The sequence below is a fragment of the Bradyrhizobium sp. MI1.7 genome, from assembly GCF_055811795.1.
This window is the reverse complement of record NZ_JBVVPO010000007.1, coordinates 111,722-126,224: the sequence shown is the minus strand read 5'-3', so window position 1 is coordinate 126,224 and position 14,503 is coordinate 111,722. Positions and strand designations below refer to the sequence as shown.

The following is a 14,503-nucleotide window of genomic DNA, read 5'->3' as shown; positions in this document are numbered from 1 at the left end:
CGTGAAGGCCGGGCATGAAAGGTCGTATTACTCGGCTGCTTCCGACGTCGGCGCCGGTCCCACCTTGGAGTTGTGCAGGTCGACGTTGAGGCCGAGCGAGCGCATTTCCTTGACCAGCACGTTAAACGATTCCGGAATACCGGCCTCGAACGTGTCGTCGCCGCGGACGATCGCCTCGTACACCTTGGTACGGCCGGCGACGTCGTCCGACTTGACCGTCAGCATCTCCTGGAGCGTGTACGCCGCGCCGTAAGCCTCGAGCGCCCACACTTCCATTTCGCCGAAGCGCTGGCCACCGAACTGCGCCTTGCCGCCCAGCGGCTGCTGGGTGACGAGCGAGTACGGACCGATCGAACGCGCGTGGATCTTGTCGTCCACGAGATGGTGCAGCTTGAGCATGTAGATGTAGCCCACCGTCACCTTGCGATCGAAGGCATCGCCGGTACGGCCGTCATAGACGGTCGACTGACCCGAAGCGTCGAGACCGGCAAGCTTCAGCATCTCCTCGATGTCGGCTTCCTTGGCGCCGTCGAACACCGGCGTCGCGATCGGCACGCCGCGGCTCAGATTGTGACCAAGCTCGATCAACTCGTTGTCGTTGAGCGACTTGATCGTCTCGTCCTCGCCGTAGACCTTCTTCAAGGTTTCCTTCAGCGGCTTGATGTCCTGCTTCGACAGATAGGCATCGACCGTCTGGCCGATACGCTTGCCGAGGCCGGCGCAAGCCCAGCCGAGATGGGTCTCGAGGATCTGTCCGACGTTCATGCGCGAGGGCACGCCGAGCGGATTGAGCACGATGTCGGCATGCGTACCGTCTTCGAGGAACGGCATGTCCTCGATCGGCACGATCTTCGACACCACGCCCTTGTTCCCGTGGCGGCCGGCCATCTTGTCGCCGGGCTGGATCTTGCGCTTCACCGCGACGAAGACCTTGACCATCTTCATCACGCCGGGCGGCAGTTCGTCACCGCGCTGAAGCTTCTCGACCTTGTCGAGGAAGCGCTGTTCCAGCCCCTTCTTCGACTCGTCGTACTGCTTCCGCATGGCCTCGATCTCGGCCATCAGCTTGTCGTTCGGCGAAGCGAACAGCCACCACTGCGACTTCGGGTACTCCTCGAGCACCGCACGGGTGATCTTGGTGTCCTTCTTGAAGCCCTTCGGGCCCGCAATGCCCTGCCGTCCCTCGAGGAGCTCGGCAAGACGGTTGTAGACGTTGCGGTCCAGGATCGCCTGCTCGTCGTCGCGGTCCTTGGCCAGACGCTCGATCTCTTCCCGCTCGATCGCCAGCGCACGCTCGTCCTTGTCGACGCCGTGACGGTTGAACACGCGCACTTCCACGATCGTGCCCTGCACGCCCGGAGGAACGCGCAGCGAGGTGTCGCGAACGTCGGAGGCCTTTTCGCCGAAGATGGCGCGCAGAAGCTTTTCTTCCGGCGTCATCGGGCTTTCGCCCTTCGGCGTGATCTTGCCGACCAGGATGTCGCCGGCGCGCACTTCCGCGCCGATGTAGACGATACCGGCTTCGTCGAGGTTCTTCAGCGCTTCTTCCGAGACGTTCGGAATGTCGCGGGTGATTTCCTCAGGGCCGAGCTTGGTGTCGCGGGCCATCACCTCGAACTCCTCGATGTGGATCGAGGTGAAGACGTCTTCCTTCACGATCCGCTCGGAGAGCAGGATCGAGTCTTCGAAGTTGTAGCCGTTCCACGGCATGAACGCGACCAGCACGTTGCGGCCGAGCGCGAGCTCACCGAGATCGGTCGACGGACCGTCGGCGATGATGTCGCCCTTCTTGACGATGTCGCCGACCTTCACCAGCGGACGCTGGTTGATGCAGGTCGACTGGTTGGAGCGCTGGTACTTCATCAGACGGTAGATATCGACGCCCGACTTGGTCGGATCGAGATCTTCCGTGGCGCGGATGACGACGCGGGTCGCGTCGATCTGGTCGATCACGCCCGACCGGCGCGCCGCGATCGCGGCACCCGAGTCACGCGCAACCACGCCTTCCATGCCGGTGCCGACGAACGGCGCCTCGGCACGAACCAGCGGCACCGCCTGGCGCTGCATGTTCGAGCCCATCAGCGCGCGGTTGGCGTCGTCGTTCTCGAGGAACGGGATCAGCGCCGCGGCGACCGAAACGAGCTGCTTCGGCGACACGTCCATGTAGTCGACCTTGTCCGGCGTCACCGGCAAGACTTCGCCGGCGTGACGGCAGACCACGAGATCCTCGGTGAAGCGGCCCTTCGGGTCGAGCGGCACGTTGGCCTGCGCGACCGTGTAGCGGCCCTCTTCCATCGCCGAGAGGTACACGACCTCGTCGGTGACGCGACCGTCCTTGACCTTGCGGTACGGCGTCTCGACGAAGCCGTACTTGTTCACGCGCGCGAAGGTCGCGAGCGAGTTGATCAGGCCGATGTTCGGACCTTCCGGCGTCTCGATCGGGCAGATGCGGCCGTAATGCGTCGGATGCACGTCGCGCACCTCGAAGCCGGCGCGCTCGCGGGTCAGACCGCCCGGTCCAAGCGCCGACAGGCGGCGCTTGTGGGTGATCTCCGACAGCGGGTTGGTCTGGTCCATGAACTGCGAGAGCTGTGAGGAGCCGAAGAACTCGCGCACGGCGGCAGCCGCCGGCTTCGCGTTGATCAGGTCCTGCGGCATGACCGTGTCGATGTCGACCGAGGACATGCGCTCCTTGATCGCGCGCTCCATGCGCAGCAGGCCGATGCGGTACTGGTTCTCCATGAGCTCGCCGACCGAGCGCACACGGCGGTTGCCGAGATGATCGATGTCGTCGATCTCGCCCTTGCCGTCGCGCAAATCCACCAGCGTCTTGATGACGGAGAGGATGTCTTCCTTGCGCAGCGTACGCTGGGTGTCGGGCGCATCGAGGTCGAGGCGCATGTTCATCTTGACGCGGCCGACCGCGGACAGGTCGTAGCGCTCGGCGTCGAAGAACAGCGACTGGAACATCGCCTGCGCCGAATCCAGCGTCGGCGGCTCGCCCGGACGCATCACGCGGTAGATGTCGAACAGCGCGTCCTCACGCGTCATGTTCTTGTCGGCCGAGAGCGTGTTGCGGATGTAGGCGCCGACATTGACGTGGTCGATGTCGAGCAGCGGCAGCTCCTTGTAGCCCTGCTCGTTGAGGGCCTTCATCGACTTGTCGGTGATCTCTTCACCGGCTTCCGCGTGGATCTCACCGGTCTTCGGGTTGACGAGGTCCTCGGCGAGATAGTTGCCGACGAGCTCCTCATCGGACAGCCGCAGCGCCTTCAGGCCCTTCTCCTGCATCTGACGCGCACCGCGCACGGTGAGCTTCTTGCCGGCCTCGAGCACGACCTTGCCGGTGTCGGCGTCGATCAGGTCGTTGATGGTCGAGTAGCCGCGGAAACGGTTGGCGTCGAACGGAACGCGCCAGCCTTCCTTGGTCCGCTTGTAGAGAATCTTCTTGTAGAACGTGGACAGGATCGCCTCGCCGTCGAGGCCGAGCGCGAACATCAGCGACGTCACCGGAATCTTGCGGCGACGGTCGATACGCGCATAGACGATGTCCTTGGCATCGAACTCGATGTCGAGCCAGGAGCCGCGATACGGGATGACGCGGGCGGCGAACAGCAGCTTGCCCGAGGAATGGGTCTTGCCCTTGTCGTGGTCGAAGAACACGCCGGGCGAACGGTGCATCTGCGAGACGATGACGCGCTCGGTGCCGTTGACGATGAAGGTGCCGTTCATCGTCATGAGCGGGATGTCGCCCATGTAGACGTCCTGCTCCTTGATGTCCTTCACCGACTTCGCACCGGTTTCCTCGTCGATATCGAACACGATGAGGCGCAGCGTCACCTTGAGGGGTGCCGCGAAGGTCATGCCGCGCTGGCGGCACTCGTCGACGTCATATTTCGGCTGTTCGAACTCGTAGCGGACGAATTCCAGCATCGAGGTGCCCGAGAAGTCGGAGATCGGGAACACCGAGCGGAACACCGCCTGCAGGCCCTCGTCGAGACGCCCGCCCACGGGTTCGTCGACCATCAGGAACTGGTCATAGGACGCCTTCTGAACCTCGATGAGGTTCGGCATCTCGGCGACTTCCTTGATGTGTCCGAAGAACTTGCGAACGCGTTTGCGACCGGTGAATGTCTGCTGCGCCATCGTGGCCTCTCATTTCGTCGCCCGCTCCGGGCGCGCCGTCCAGGACGCGGTTGCCACCGCTCCCCGGGTTGAATTTTTCGAACCCGCCTTGGGGACCAAAAATCCAGTTTCAGGCCGTCATGTCCTGAATCTGTTCTTCAGACCTTCAAAACGCAAAACGACGCGCGGGGCGCATAGGCACGCCCGCCCGTCACAACGATTGTCTTCACGGACTGCAAAAGCCCGAAATAGCCTGCTCTCCCAACGGCTTACAGGGAATCCGGCATCCCTGCCCACCGCGCTTTCGTGCTGTCGAACCGATATGGGGCGACAATAGTCGAGATTCGAGGGGTTAACCTTCAAATCCCAACACTTTTTCGTGTTCGGCCTGCGTCGGAGCGTTCCGTCGCACGTCTTTTGCATCTGGCCCGCCCCTTTTGGGGATGGACAAGGATCCCGGGCCTCGCATGATGCGCGCCCCGGGATCCGGCCAGTAAGCGTTGCTTACTTGAGCTCGATCTTCGCGCCAGCCTTCTCGAGCTGGACCTTGATCTTCTCGGCTTCGTCCTTGTTCACGCCTTCCTTGACAGGCTTCGGCGCGCCCTCGACGAGGTCCTTTGCTTCCTTCAGGCCCAGGCCGGTGATGGCGCGGACTTCCTTGATGACCTCGATCTTCTTGTCGCCGGCGGCGGCAAGAACGACCGTGAACTCGGTCTTCTCTTCGGCCGGAGCGGCGGCAGCGCCACCACCAGCCGGGCCGGCCACGGCGACAGCCGCGGCAGCCGAAACGCCCCACTTCTCTTCGAGGAGCTTCGCGAGTTCGGCAGCTTCGAGCACGGTGAGGCTCGAGAGGTCGTCAACGATCTTCTGCAAGTCAGCCATTGTTCAGTTTCCTTGAGTGTATGTCTGGTTCGGGTTTGAGTTTTGCGAAGGGCGTCAGGCCGCTTCGCCCTTTGAGGCATGAGCCTGGATTACGCGCGCGAGCTTGCCCGCGGGCGCATTGGCGAGCTGAGCGATCTTGGTCGCCGGGGCCACAAGAAGGCCGACGATCTTGGCGCGCAGTTCATCAAGCGACGGCAGCGAGGCAAGTGCCTTCACGCTGTCGACATTCAGGACGGTCTTTCCCATCGAGCCGCCAATGATGACGAACTTTTCGTTCGTCTTGGCGAATTCGACGGCGACCTTCGGCGCCGCTACCGGATCGTCCGAAGTGGCGATCACGGTCGGTCCCTTCAGCATGGGGCCGATGGCAACGACGTCAGTGCCTTCAAGAGCAATTTTGGCGAGACGGTTCTTCGAGACCTTCACCGAGGCGCCAGCCTGCTTCATCTGCATACGCAGCTTCTGCATCTGGGCAACGGTCAGGCCGGAATATTGAGCAACGACCGCGACGCTCGTGGTCTTGAAGACCCCATTGAGCTGTTCGACCGCTTCCTTTTTTGCCGCTCGTTCCACAGCAAGCTCTTTCCGGTTGGCGGTCATCGCAAGAAGCGGGACCGCCGGGTTGCACCCATCGTCCCACCCAAAACCTGAACCTCGGGGCCAAAACCCCTTGGACACGCGCCGGGCGAGACGACAATTCAAAGCCTGCCCTCCGGGAGCCCTTAAGGCCCACGGCGTGTCGAGGTCCGAACCAGACCCGTTTCGCAAGCCAGCCGTTAAAGCTGGGCGCGAAGTGAAATCCGGTCTTCACCCGTCTATGCAGGCCATGCGATTAAGCCGTTGAGAAATCGAAATTTCCCGCGGGCGCCTGCAGTCTTGGACAGGACAAGGTCAGCCGGCGAACCGCCCGACCCCTGCCCGCACTCCACCAACCGACGGGTTTTCCTTCCTTTTCGGGCAAATCCTCACGGACGTCCTGAAAAGGAATGATCTCCTGTCTTGTCGGGTTTTCGGAATGCGTGCACGAACGCGCCAGCCGAGGCCGGCACGTCCGGAAGCGGTTCTTTAACCGCTCGGAGCCCGCTTGCCAAGAGCAAAATTCACACCAGTTCCAATCGACTGGCGGCAGGGCTTGAGACGGCCCGACAAGGGCCGATTCAGGCCGATTTGACCCCGTATGGCAGCGGCTTGCCCGCGAAGAATGCCGTCAGGTTCGCCAGCACGCAGTTCTGCATGGCGACGTGTGATTCGAGGGTGTGGCCGCCGATATGCGGGGCGAACACGACGTTGGGGAGCGCGGTCAGCGCGTCGGGGGCGTGCGGTTCCTTCTCGTAGACGTCGAGGCCTGCGCCGGCGATGGTCTTGTCGGAGAGCGCAGCGACCAGGGCCTTCTCGTCGATCACCGAGCCGCGGGAGATGTTGACGACGTAGCCGTGCTCCCCGAGTCGCTTGAGGATATCGGCGTTGACGACGTGCTGGGTCTCGGCCCCTGCCCGGACCGCGATCATCAGCACGCTGCACCAGTCGGCGAGCGCCTCCAGCGTCGGGAAATATTGATAGGGCAGATCGTATTTGGTGCGGCTGAAATAGCCGACCTCGCTCTCGAAGGCGGCGCAGCGCGCCGCGATCTTGCGGCCGATCTCGCCCATGCCGTAGACGCCGATACGGCGGCCGGGCATGCCGGCCTGCGGCCGCATCATCGGCGACTGCTTTGAGCCGGCCCAATCGCCGCTGCGGACATATTGGTCGGCGACCAGGATCCGCCGCGTCGTCGCCAGCATCAGGGTCATCGCGATGTCGGCGACGGAAGCCGCATTGGCGCCGGGGCTGTGGCCGACCGCGATGTTGCGCGCAACGGCCGCCTGCAGGTCGACGCCGTCATAGCCGGTGCCGTAGCAGACAATGGCGCCGAGTTTTGGGAACAGGTCCATCGCCTCAGCCCCGAGCGGCGAGCCGCCGGCGGTGAGCATCGCGCGGATGCCGCCGAGCTCATCGGCCGAAAACACCTCGCGCGCCGGCTTGCCGCCGGTGTCGAGCAGTTCGAACCGCTCGGCGAAACGCGCCATCATCGTCTTCGGGAAGCGCGAGTAGATCAGGACCTTGTCAGCCATTTTTTCTTGTTTCCGGGTTCTTGCTTCCGATGAACGCCACAAACGACGAGGGGCGGAATCGGTTGCCCAATTCCGCCCCTCGCCTCATGCAATTTCCAAACCTCAGCCGAGGCAAGCCTTAACCGAGAATGGTGCCCGGCTCGACCTTCACGCCGGGGCCCATCGTCGAGGACACCGCAACGCGCTGGATGTAAGTGCCCTTGGAGCCAGCCGGCTTCGCCTTCGAGACAGCATCGGCCAGGGCCTTGATGTTCTCGACCAGCTTCTCCTCGGAGAACGAGGCCTTGCCGACGCCGGCCTGCAAAATGCCGGCCTTCTCGACGCGGAACTCGACCGAGCCGCCCTTGGCACCCTTCACCGCACCGGTGACGTCCATGGTCACGGTGCCGATCTTCGGGTTCGGCATCAGGCCGCGCGGGCCGAGCACCTTACCGAGACGGCCGACCAGCGGCATCATGTCGGGGGTGGCGATGCAGCGGTCGAAATCGATCGAGCCGTTCTGCACCTTCTCGACCAGGTCCTCGGCACCGACGACGTCGGCACCAGCAGCCTTGGCTTCGTCAGCCTTGGCGCCGCGGGCGAACACGCCGACGCGGAGCGTACGGCCGGTGCCGTTCGGCAGGGTCACGACGCCGCGGACCATCTGGTCGGCGTGACGCGGATCGACGCCGAGATTGATCGCGACCTCGATGGTCTCGTCGAACTTCGCCTTGGCGCGTTCCTTGACCATCTTGATGGCGTCCGCGAGCGGGTAAAGCTTTTCGCGGTCAACACCTTCGCGGGCTTTGTTCAAACGCTTTCCGATTGCCATGACCGCTTACCCCGCCACTTCCAGACCCATCGAACGGGCAGAGCCCTCGACCATCTTCATGGCCGACTCGATGGAGTCGCAATTGAGATCCTTCATCTTCTTCTCGGCGATCTCGCGCACCTGCGCCTTGGTCACCTTGCCGGCCTTGTCGCGGCCCGGCGCCTTCGAGCCGGACTGGATCTTGGCGGCCTGCTTGAGGAAGAAGGACATCGGGGGCGTCTTCATCTCGAACGTGAACGAACGATCGGCGTAGATCGTGATCACGACGGGAATCGGGGTGTTCTTCTCTTCCTTCTGGGTCTGGGCGTTGAACGCCTTGCAGAACTCCATGATGTTGAGACCGCGCTGACCAAGCGCGGGACCGATCGGGGGCGAAGGATTCGCCGCACCGGCCGGGACCTGAAGCTTCAGGTATCCGGTCACTTTCTTTGCCATGTATCACTCCTGTTGTGCCGGCAGGGCCAGCGGTTTCAGGTTCGTGGTCTGGGTCGGATGCGGCTGGCAACCGCCCTCTCCCTCCCACGGCCTCTTGCTAGCGTGAGACCGAAGCCTCACGCCTCAATCGATCAGACCTTCTCGACCTGACCGAATTCCAGTTCGACCGGCGTGGCGCGGCCGAAGATCGACACCGCGACCTTCACGCGCGAGCGCGCCTCGTCGATTTCCTCGACCACACCCGAGAACGAGGCGAACGGGCCATCGGCCACGCGCACGTTCTCGCCGATCTCGAACGACACCGACGCCTTCGGCCGTTCCACGCCCTCCTGCACCTGGTGCAGGATGCGCATGGCCTCGGCTTCCGAGATCGGCATCGGCTTGTTCTCGGCGCCGAGGAAGCCCGTGACCTTCGGGGTGTTCTTGATCAGATGAAACGCCTCGTCGGTCAGCTTCATCTTCACCAGCACGTAGCCCGGGAAGAACTTGCGCTCGGCGTCGATCTTGCGGCCGCGGCGCACTTCCGTGACCTTCTCGGTCGGAACCAGCACCAGCTCGAACAGCTCCTCGAGCCCGCGCTGCTTGGCCTGCTCGCGGATCGATTCGGCGACCTTCTTCTCGAAGTTCGAGTAGGCGTGGACGATGTACCAGCGCTTGTCGGTCGATTGGGTTGCAGCGGCTGTTGCCATCAGTGAATGCCCAAAAGGAAGGTGATGAGGTAACGGATGATCTGGTCGGCGGCGAAGAAGAAGATCGAGGCCACGGCGACCATCACGAACACCATGATGGTGGTGATCGTGGTCTCACGACGGGTCGGCCAGGTGACCTTGGCGGTCTCCGAGCGCACTTCCTGCAAAAACTTGAACGGGCTGACTGCCATCGTTTGATGTCCAACGTCCGTCGACAGACGCGAATGAATTTCAGGGATCCGAACAGCCGCCGTTGGCCCAGCCCTCTGTCTTGAAGGATGAGCCGGGAAACCGGGCTCGATTGTTCGGGGATTTCAAAGCCGCGCCGGAAATCCGCGTTTAACGGGCCGGCTGCGAGTGCGGGGTAGATACTGCGGATGGGGCCAAAGGTCAAGGTGTGGGCTGGCCGGGACACGCGCGGCCGAGGCCAGCGGAGCCGATCCGGATCAAGGGCTTACCCGGTCCGCATGATCCACGGTCCGAGCTTGTCGGCCCGCCGCCATCCTGCCTGTCGATCCTGATTGTCCGGGATTAGCTGGCAGGAGTGGCAGGGCTCGAACCTGCGACCCCCGGTTTTGGAGACCGGTGCTCTACCAATTGAGCTACACTCCTACGGACCCTCGCGTCGCCACGCGGATCAGGGGCGCTTTCAAGCACAGGGGACGGCCGGATTGCAAGGGTGAAGCGCGCTGGCTTCGCTTGTTTGTGCCGCGCCTTCTGGGCCACAGTTCATTCCCGATAATAATGTGCCCCCGGGAGTGAACATGACTGCCACAGCCGCCGCCCAAGCCGCCACCGCGCCGAAAACCCCGCCTTTGCCCGAGGCCAGGCCGGAAACGCTGGGCCTGTCGCGCCCTCGCCTGCAGGCGATGTCGGACGCCTTCAAACGCGAGATCGACAAGGGAACCATTCCCGGGGTGACCGTGCTGGTGGCCCGGCGCGGCCAGGTCGGCTGGTTCGAGGCGCTCGGCAAGCAGAGCCCGGTGGGGGCCGCGCCGATGGCGCTTGATTCGATCTTCCGGATCTTCTCGATGACCAAGCCGATCGTCTCGGTCGGGATCATGGCACTAGTCGAGGATGGCCACCTCCTGCTCGCCGATCCCGTCGCCAAGTTCATTCCGGAGTTCGCCAACCAGAAGGTCGGCGTGGTCAGCGGCGGCAAGCTGGAACTGGTTCCGCCCCGGCGGCCGATGACGGTGCAGGACCTGCTCCGCCACACCTCTGGTCTCACTTATGAGCACCAGGGCGACGGCCCCGTGCACAAGCTCTACCAGGAGTCCCGCGTCCGCAGCCGCAAGATCACCAATGCCGAGCATGCCGCGCTGGTGGCAAGCTTCCCGCTGGTCTGCCATCCCGGCGACGAGTTCAACTACAGCCGCTCCACCGACATCCTCGGCCGCATCATCGAGGTCGTCAGCGGCAAGTCGCTCGGCGCGTTCCTCACCGAGCGCATCCTCGCGCCGCTGCAGATGACTGAAACCGCCTTCTCCACCAGCGAAGCCAATGCCGGCCGGCTCGCTCAGCCGTTCGAAGCCGATCCCTGGACCGGCGACAAGGTCGCGCTGTTCAACATGCTCGAGCAGCCGGTGATGGAGTCCGGCGGCGGCGGCCTGGTCTCGACCACGATGGACTATGCCCGCTTCGCGCTGATGCTGCGCAACGGCGGCACGCTCGACGGCAACAGGATCATCGGCCGCAAGACGCTGGAGCTGATGGCATCCGATCACCTCGGACCGCACGTTGTGACCAACGGCACACTGCTGTCGCCGGGCCACGGCTTCGGCCTCGGCTTCGCCGTGCGCCGCGAGGCCGGCATCGCGCCGTTCCCCGGCAGCGTCGGCCAGTATTTCTGGAGCGGCATTGCGGGAACGTTCTTCTGGATCGACCCGAAGGAGGATCTATTCGTCGTGTTTATGTCGCAGGGACCGGGGCAGCGCGACCACACGCGGACGCTGGTGCGGGACCTGGTTTACGCGGCGGTGGATTGAGGTCCGCTCTCGTGCACCGGACGCGATGCAGCGCGTAGCGGTGCGTCGCAGAGCCGGGGCCCATGCCTCCGCGATCTCGAACGCCGCCTTCTGGGTCCCGGCTCTGCGGAGCAGCGTTTCACGCTGCACCGCGTCCGGGACACAAGACCATCAACTAATCGTCGCGCCGCCGTCGATCACCATGGTCTGGCCGGTCATGAAGTCGCCGGCCTTCGAACCCAGGAACACCGCGGCGCCGGCGATCTCGTCGGGGATGCCGATGCGCAGCAGCGGCGAGCGCGAGGTCGAGGCCTTCAAATTCTCCGGATTGTCCCACAGTGCCTTGGCAAAATCGGTCTTGATCAGGCCGGGCGCGATGCAGTTCACGCGGATGTTGTGCTTGCCGTACTCGCAGGCGAGGTTGCGCGCGAGCTGCATGTCGGCGGCCTTGGAAATCGCGTAGGCGCCGAGGATGGTCGAGCCCTTCAGGCCGCCGATCGAGGAGACGATGATCACCGAGCCGTCCTTGCGCTCGATCATCTGCGGCACCACCATCGAGATCAGCCAGTTGTTGGCGACGATGTTGTTGTCGAGGATCTTCCGGAACTGATCGTCGGAGATGCCGGCGAGCGGGCCGTAATACGGGTTCGACGCGGCGTTGCAGACCAGCACGTCGATCTTGCCGAAGGCGCGGTTGCTCTCATCGATGAGGTTTTGCAGATTTTCCTTCGACGAGATGTTGGCGGCGATCGCGACCGCCGTGCCGTTGCCGAACTTGTCGTTGATGCCCTTCGCAACCTGGTCGCAGACATCGGCCTTGCGCGAGGAGATCACGACCTTGGCGCCGTGCTCGGCCATGCGCTCGGCGATCGCCAGCCCGATACCGCGCGTCGAGCCGGTGATGACGGCGACTTTCCCCTTCATGTCGAACAAGGTCATGGTTTCCTCCCAGATTATGGTTTGATTGACTTGAAGCTTACGCCGTGTCCGCGCGCGCGGCCAACGGTATCAGGCGAGCTTCTTGACTTCCGGCCCCGCCAGCTGATGCATCTCGGCGTGCGCGTCATCAGCGATCCACGGCTGCTGGTTGACCATCGGCAGTCGCCAGACCGAGCGTTCGGGGCTTGAGAAATAATCGAGCCGCGTGATCGACACATTGTCGATGTCGAACGACAGGGCCCGCTCTACCTGGCCGTCGAGTGCGAGGCCGATCGCCGCCTTGATGGTGCCGCCATGCGCGACCGCGATCACATCCTGCCCGGCCGCCTCGTTGTTGATCCGCTCGACGGTGCGGCGCGTGCGGTTGTAGAGATCCATGAAGCTTTCGCCGCCGGGCGCGGGCTCGTTGATGTCGGCGAACCAGCTCGAGCCGACGGGGCGGCTGGCGATGAACTGGGCGCGGTTCATGCCCTGCCAGCGTCCGAGATTCTGTTCGGCCAGGTCTGCTTCCCATTTCATCGATGCGGGCCTTGGGAAGCCGGCCGCCCAGATCGCTTCCGCGGTCTGGTGGGTGCGCATCAGATTGCTCGAATACCAAACCGCCTTGCGTGGCAGCACCTTGGCAACAGCGTTGAACACGTAGGTGTCGCTGGTGTCGCAGGCGAGATCGCTCTGGCCGTAAATGTTGCCGCCGTCATTGCGCACCGGCGCATGACGGACCCACCACCACCGCGTCGTGACCACTTTGGGCTTGTCTGTGCCTGTCATCGAAACTCTTCCATCCCGTGTGATGTCGCTGTACGTCAGGTGTGAACGTGTCTCAAGACACTTTACCGTTTGAAATCTTGTTTGAAATTCCGTTGCGCGGCAAGCGTCGCGCAGCATACCAAAGGGAGAAACGCATGGGCCGTCTGCAAGGCAAATCCGTCATCATCACCGGCGCCGGCAGCGGCATCGGCCGCGCCGCCGCACTCCTCTTCACCAGGGAAGGCGCCAAGCTGATCGCGGTTGACCGCACCGAGGCGGTGAAGGAGACCGTCGACGAGGTGAAGAAGGCCGGCGGTGTCGCGGAAGCCATGGTGGCCGACGCGGGCTCCGAAAAGGACGTCATGGCCGTCATCGACAAGGCGGTGAAGACGCATGGCCGGCTCGACGTGATCTGGGCCAATGCCGGCGTCTCCGGCGGGCTCGTGCCGCTCGGCGAGCAGACCGTGGAACAGTGGCAGGAGGTGCTGCGCGTCAACCTGATCGGCCCGTTCCTCGCGGTGAAGCATTCGATGCCGCACATGGTGAAGCAGCAATCCGGCGCGATCGTGCTCACGGCGTCCGTCGCGGGCCTCAAGGCCGGCGCCAGCGGACATCCCTATGCGGCGAGCAAGGCCGGCGTGATCAGCCTGGTGCAGACCACGGCGTATTCGCTCACCGGCACCGGCGTGCGCATCAACGCGGTCTGCCCGGGCCTGATCGAGACCGGCATGACCAAACCGATCTTCGACCGCGCCAAGGAGCGCGGCACCCAGAACAAGATCGGCCAGCTCAATCCGTTGAAGCGCCCCGGCCAGCCGCACGAGCTCGCGGCGATGGGGCTGTTCCTGGCCAGCGACGAAGCATCGTATGTCAACGGCCAGGCGTTCCCGGTTGACGGTGGTTTGACGGCGTCGATGCCGTATACGGGCAAGCCGGTTTAGCACGCGCTCTCTCGCATCCCGGACGCGCTGCGTCCGGGATGCGAGACCGGAGTTTTGGCGCGCAACTGCCTCAACATCGTCATTGCGAGCGCAGCGAAGCAATCCAGAATCCCTCTGCGGAGGCAGTCTGGATTGCTTCGTCGCAAGAGCTCCTCGCAATGACGGAGTGTGGGGGGACACGGCCGCTTCATCATACGCATCTTCATTGCGGACACACCCTCGCATCCTCGCGGCTTGCTTCGCCCGAGCTTTGCTTGGTCGCCTCACCCCCAATTGAAAGAGGGCGCAGGGAAGGCCGGGAGCCGGCTGGCTCCCATTGTCCGCTATGCCATGAGTAGTTTGCGCTACAATGCACAGCGGGTAACAGGGCAACCGGAGCATCCCGGCCTTCCCTGCGCAGTGGTTGGAACGGCTTATGTCGTGCTCTCCCCGGGGAGCGATGCACTATTGCCCCCGTCGCCGTTGCTGATGGCTGATGCGCATGCCCGGTCGGGCTGCCACATCACCGCAAGACTTGGCGCACAGACCCCGGGCGCCAGGACGACACGATTTGGCCGTACGCCGATCACATCTGTCGTTGGCGCGAGGTCTTCGCTCACGGTCGCCCGCCCTGCGAAGCTTTTCGTGCCGATGTGACCTGCGTCCACCGCCGCCCGGCCCGCGTTCGTGACGATCGCGATACGCCCCTCTTCCTTGGGCCGGGTTGCGGCAACAGATACGCCGTTTCCGAATTTCGGTAAAGTGGAATATTTTGGCGAGTACACATTGACCGAGAGTTTGAGTGTTTTGCCCGACGGGCAACGCAAGGTCTTGTAGACTGGAGATCTTGTAGCCCGGATGGAGCGAAGCGAAATCC

At 63.6% G+C, this 14,503-nt stretch carries 13 protein-coding genes and 1 tRNA gene; 2 read left to right on the top strand and 12 right to left on the bottom strand.

The window, feature by feature from the left end:
- Positions 1-27 precede the first annotated feature (27 nt).
- The 9 genes from rpoB to AC0L3X_RS10095 all read right to left on the bottom strand — a co-directional run bounded on the left by rpoB (position 28) and on the right by AC0L3X_RS10095 (position 9,665).
- Positions 28-4,146, bottom strand: a complete 4,119-nt coding sequence (gene rpoB / locus AC0L3X_RS10135) for a DNA-directed RNA polymerase subunit beta (protein ID WP_085405453.1) — start codon at positions 4,144-4,146, stop codon at positions 28-30.
- A gap of 483 nt (positions 4,147-4,629) precedes the next feature.
- On the bottom strand, positions 4,630-5,007 hold the full coding sequence (rplL, locus tag AC0L3X_RS10130) for a 50S ribosomal protein L7/L12 (RefSeq protein WP_473316384.1): 378 nt from the start codon (positions 5,005-5,007) through the stop codon (positions 4,630-4,632).
- A gap of 54 nt (positions 5,008-5,061) precedes the next feature.
- Positions 5,062-5,580 (bottom strand): 50S ribosomal protein L10, encoded by a 519-nt coding sequence (gene rplJ, locus AC0L3X_RS10125; protein ID WP_283016856.1) that lies wholly within the window; start codon positions 5,578-5,580, stop codon positions 5,062-5,064.
- Between the two features lie 584 nt (positions 5,581-6,164).
- Complete coding sequence (locus tag AC0L3X_RS10120) at positions 6,165-7,118, bottom strand: 2-hydroxyacid dehydrogenase (protein WP_354095861.1); 954 nt, start codon at positions 7,116-7,118, stop codon at positions 6,165-6,167.
- Between the two features lie 118 nt (positions 7,119-7,236).
- Positions 7,237-7,929, bottom strand: a complete 693-nt coding sequence (gene rplA / locus AC0L3X_RS10115) for a 50S ribosomal protein L1 (RefSeq protein ID WP_014494487.1) — start codon at positions 7,927-7,929, stop codon at positions 7,237-7,239.
- Positions 7,930-7,935: 6 nt separating this feature from the next.
- Entirely contained in the window at positions 7,936-8,364 is a 429-nt protein-coding gene (gene rplK / locus AC0L3X_RS10110) for a 50S ribosomal protein L11 (protein ID WP_006611824.1), read from the bottom strand.
- 131 nt (positions 8,365-8,495) lie between these two features.
- Positions 8,496-9,053 (bottom strand): transcription termination/antitermination protein NusG, encoded by a 558-nt coding sequence (nusG, locus tag AC0L3X_RS10105; RefSeq protein WP_063982569.1) that lies wholly within the window; start codon positions 9,051-9,053, stop codon positions 8,496-8,498.
- On the bottom strand, positions 9,053-9,244 hold the full coding sequence (gene secE / locus AC0L3X_RS10100; RefSeq protein ID WP_007611620.1) for a preprotein translocase subunit SecE: 192 nt from the start codon (positions 9,242-9,244) through the stop codon (positions 9,053-9,055). The genes nusG and secE overlap by 1 nt, the downstream gene beginning before the upstream one ends.
- Positions 9,245-9,589: 345 nt before the next feature.
- Positions 9,590-9,665 (bottom strand) — tRNA-Trp (locus AC0L3X_RS10095).
- Between the two features lie 152 nt (positions 9,666-9,817).
- Here AC0L3X_RS10095 and AC0L3X_RS10090 point away from each other — a divergent pair.
- Positions 9,818-11,041 (top strand): serine hydrolase domain-containing protein, encoded by a 1,224-nt coding sequence (locus tag AC0L3X_RS10090; RefSeq protein WP_283016858.1) that lies wholly within the window; start codon positions 9,818-9,820, stop codon positions 11,039-11,041.
- Between the two features lie 150 nt (positions 11,042-11,191).
- On the opposite strand, the gene AC0L3X_RS10085 is transcribed toward AC0L3X_RS10090, so the two are convergent.
- Positions 11,192-11,959, bottom strand: a complete 768-nt coding sequence (locus AC0L3X_RS10085; RefSeq protein ID WP_063982568.1) for an SDR family NAD(P)-dependent oxidoreductase — start codon at positions 11,957-11,959, stop codon at positions 11,192-11,194.
- Positions 11,960-12,028: 69 nt separating this feature from the next.
- Entirely contained in the window at positions 12,029-12,727 is a 699-nt protein-coding gene (locus AC0L3X_RS10080) for a histidine phosphatase family protein (protein WP_063982567.1), read from the bottom strand.
- A 134-nt stretch (positions 12,728-12,861) separates the two neighbouring features.
- Between AC0L3X_RS10080 and AC0L3X_RS10075 the strand changes: the two genes are divergently transcribed.
- Positions 12,862-13,647 carry an SDR family NAD(P)-dependent oxidoreductase gene (locus AC0L3X_RS10075; RefSeq protein WP_283016859.1) on the top strand — a complete coding sequence of 262 codons (786 nt, stop codon included), beginning with the start codon at positions 12,862-12,864 and terminating at the stop codon, positions 13,645-13,647.
- 413 nt (positions 13,648-14,060) lie between these two features.
- Here AC0L3X_RS10075 and AC0L3X_RS10070 read toward each other — a convergent pair.
- Positions 14,061-14,503: hypothetical protein (locus tag AC0L3X_RS10070; RefSeq protein ID WP_473316383.1), on the bottom strand; the 443-nt coding region annotated here is incomplete at its 5' end.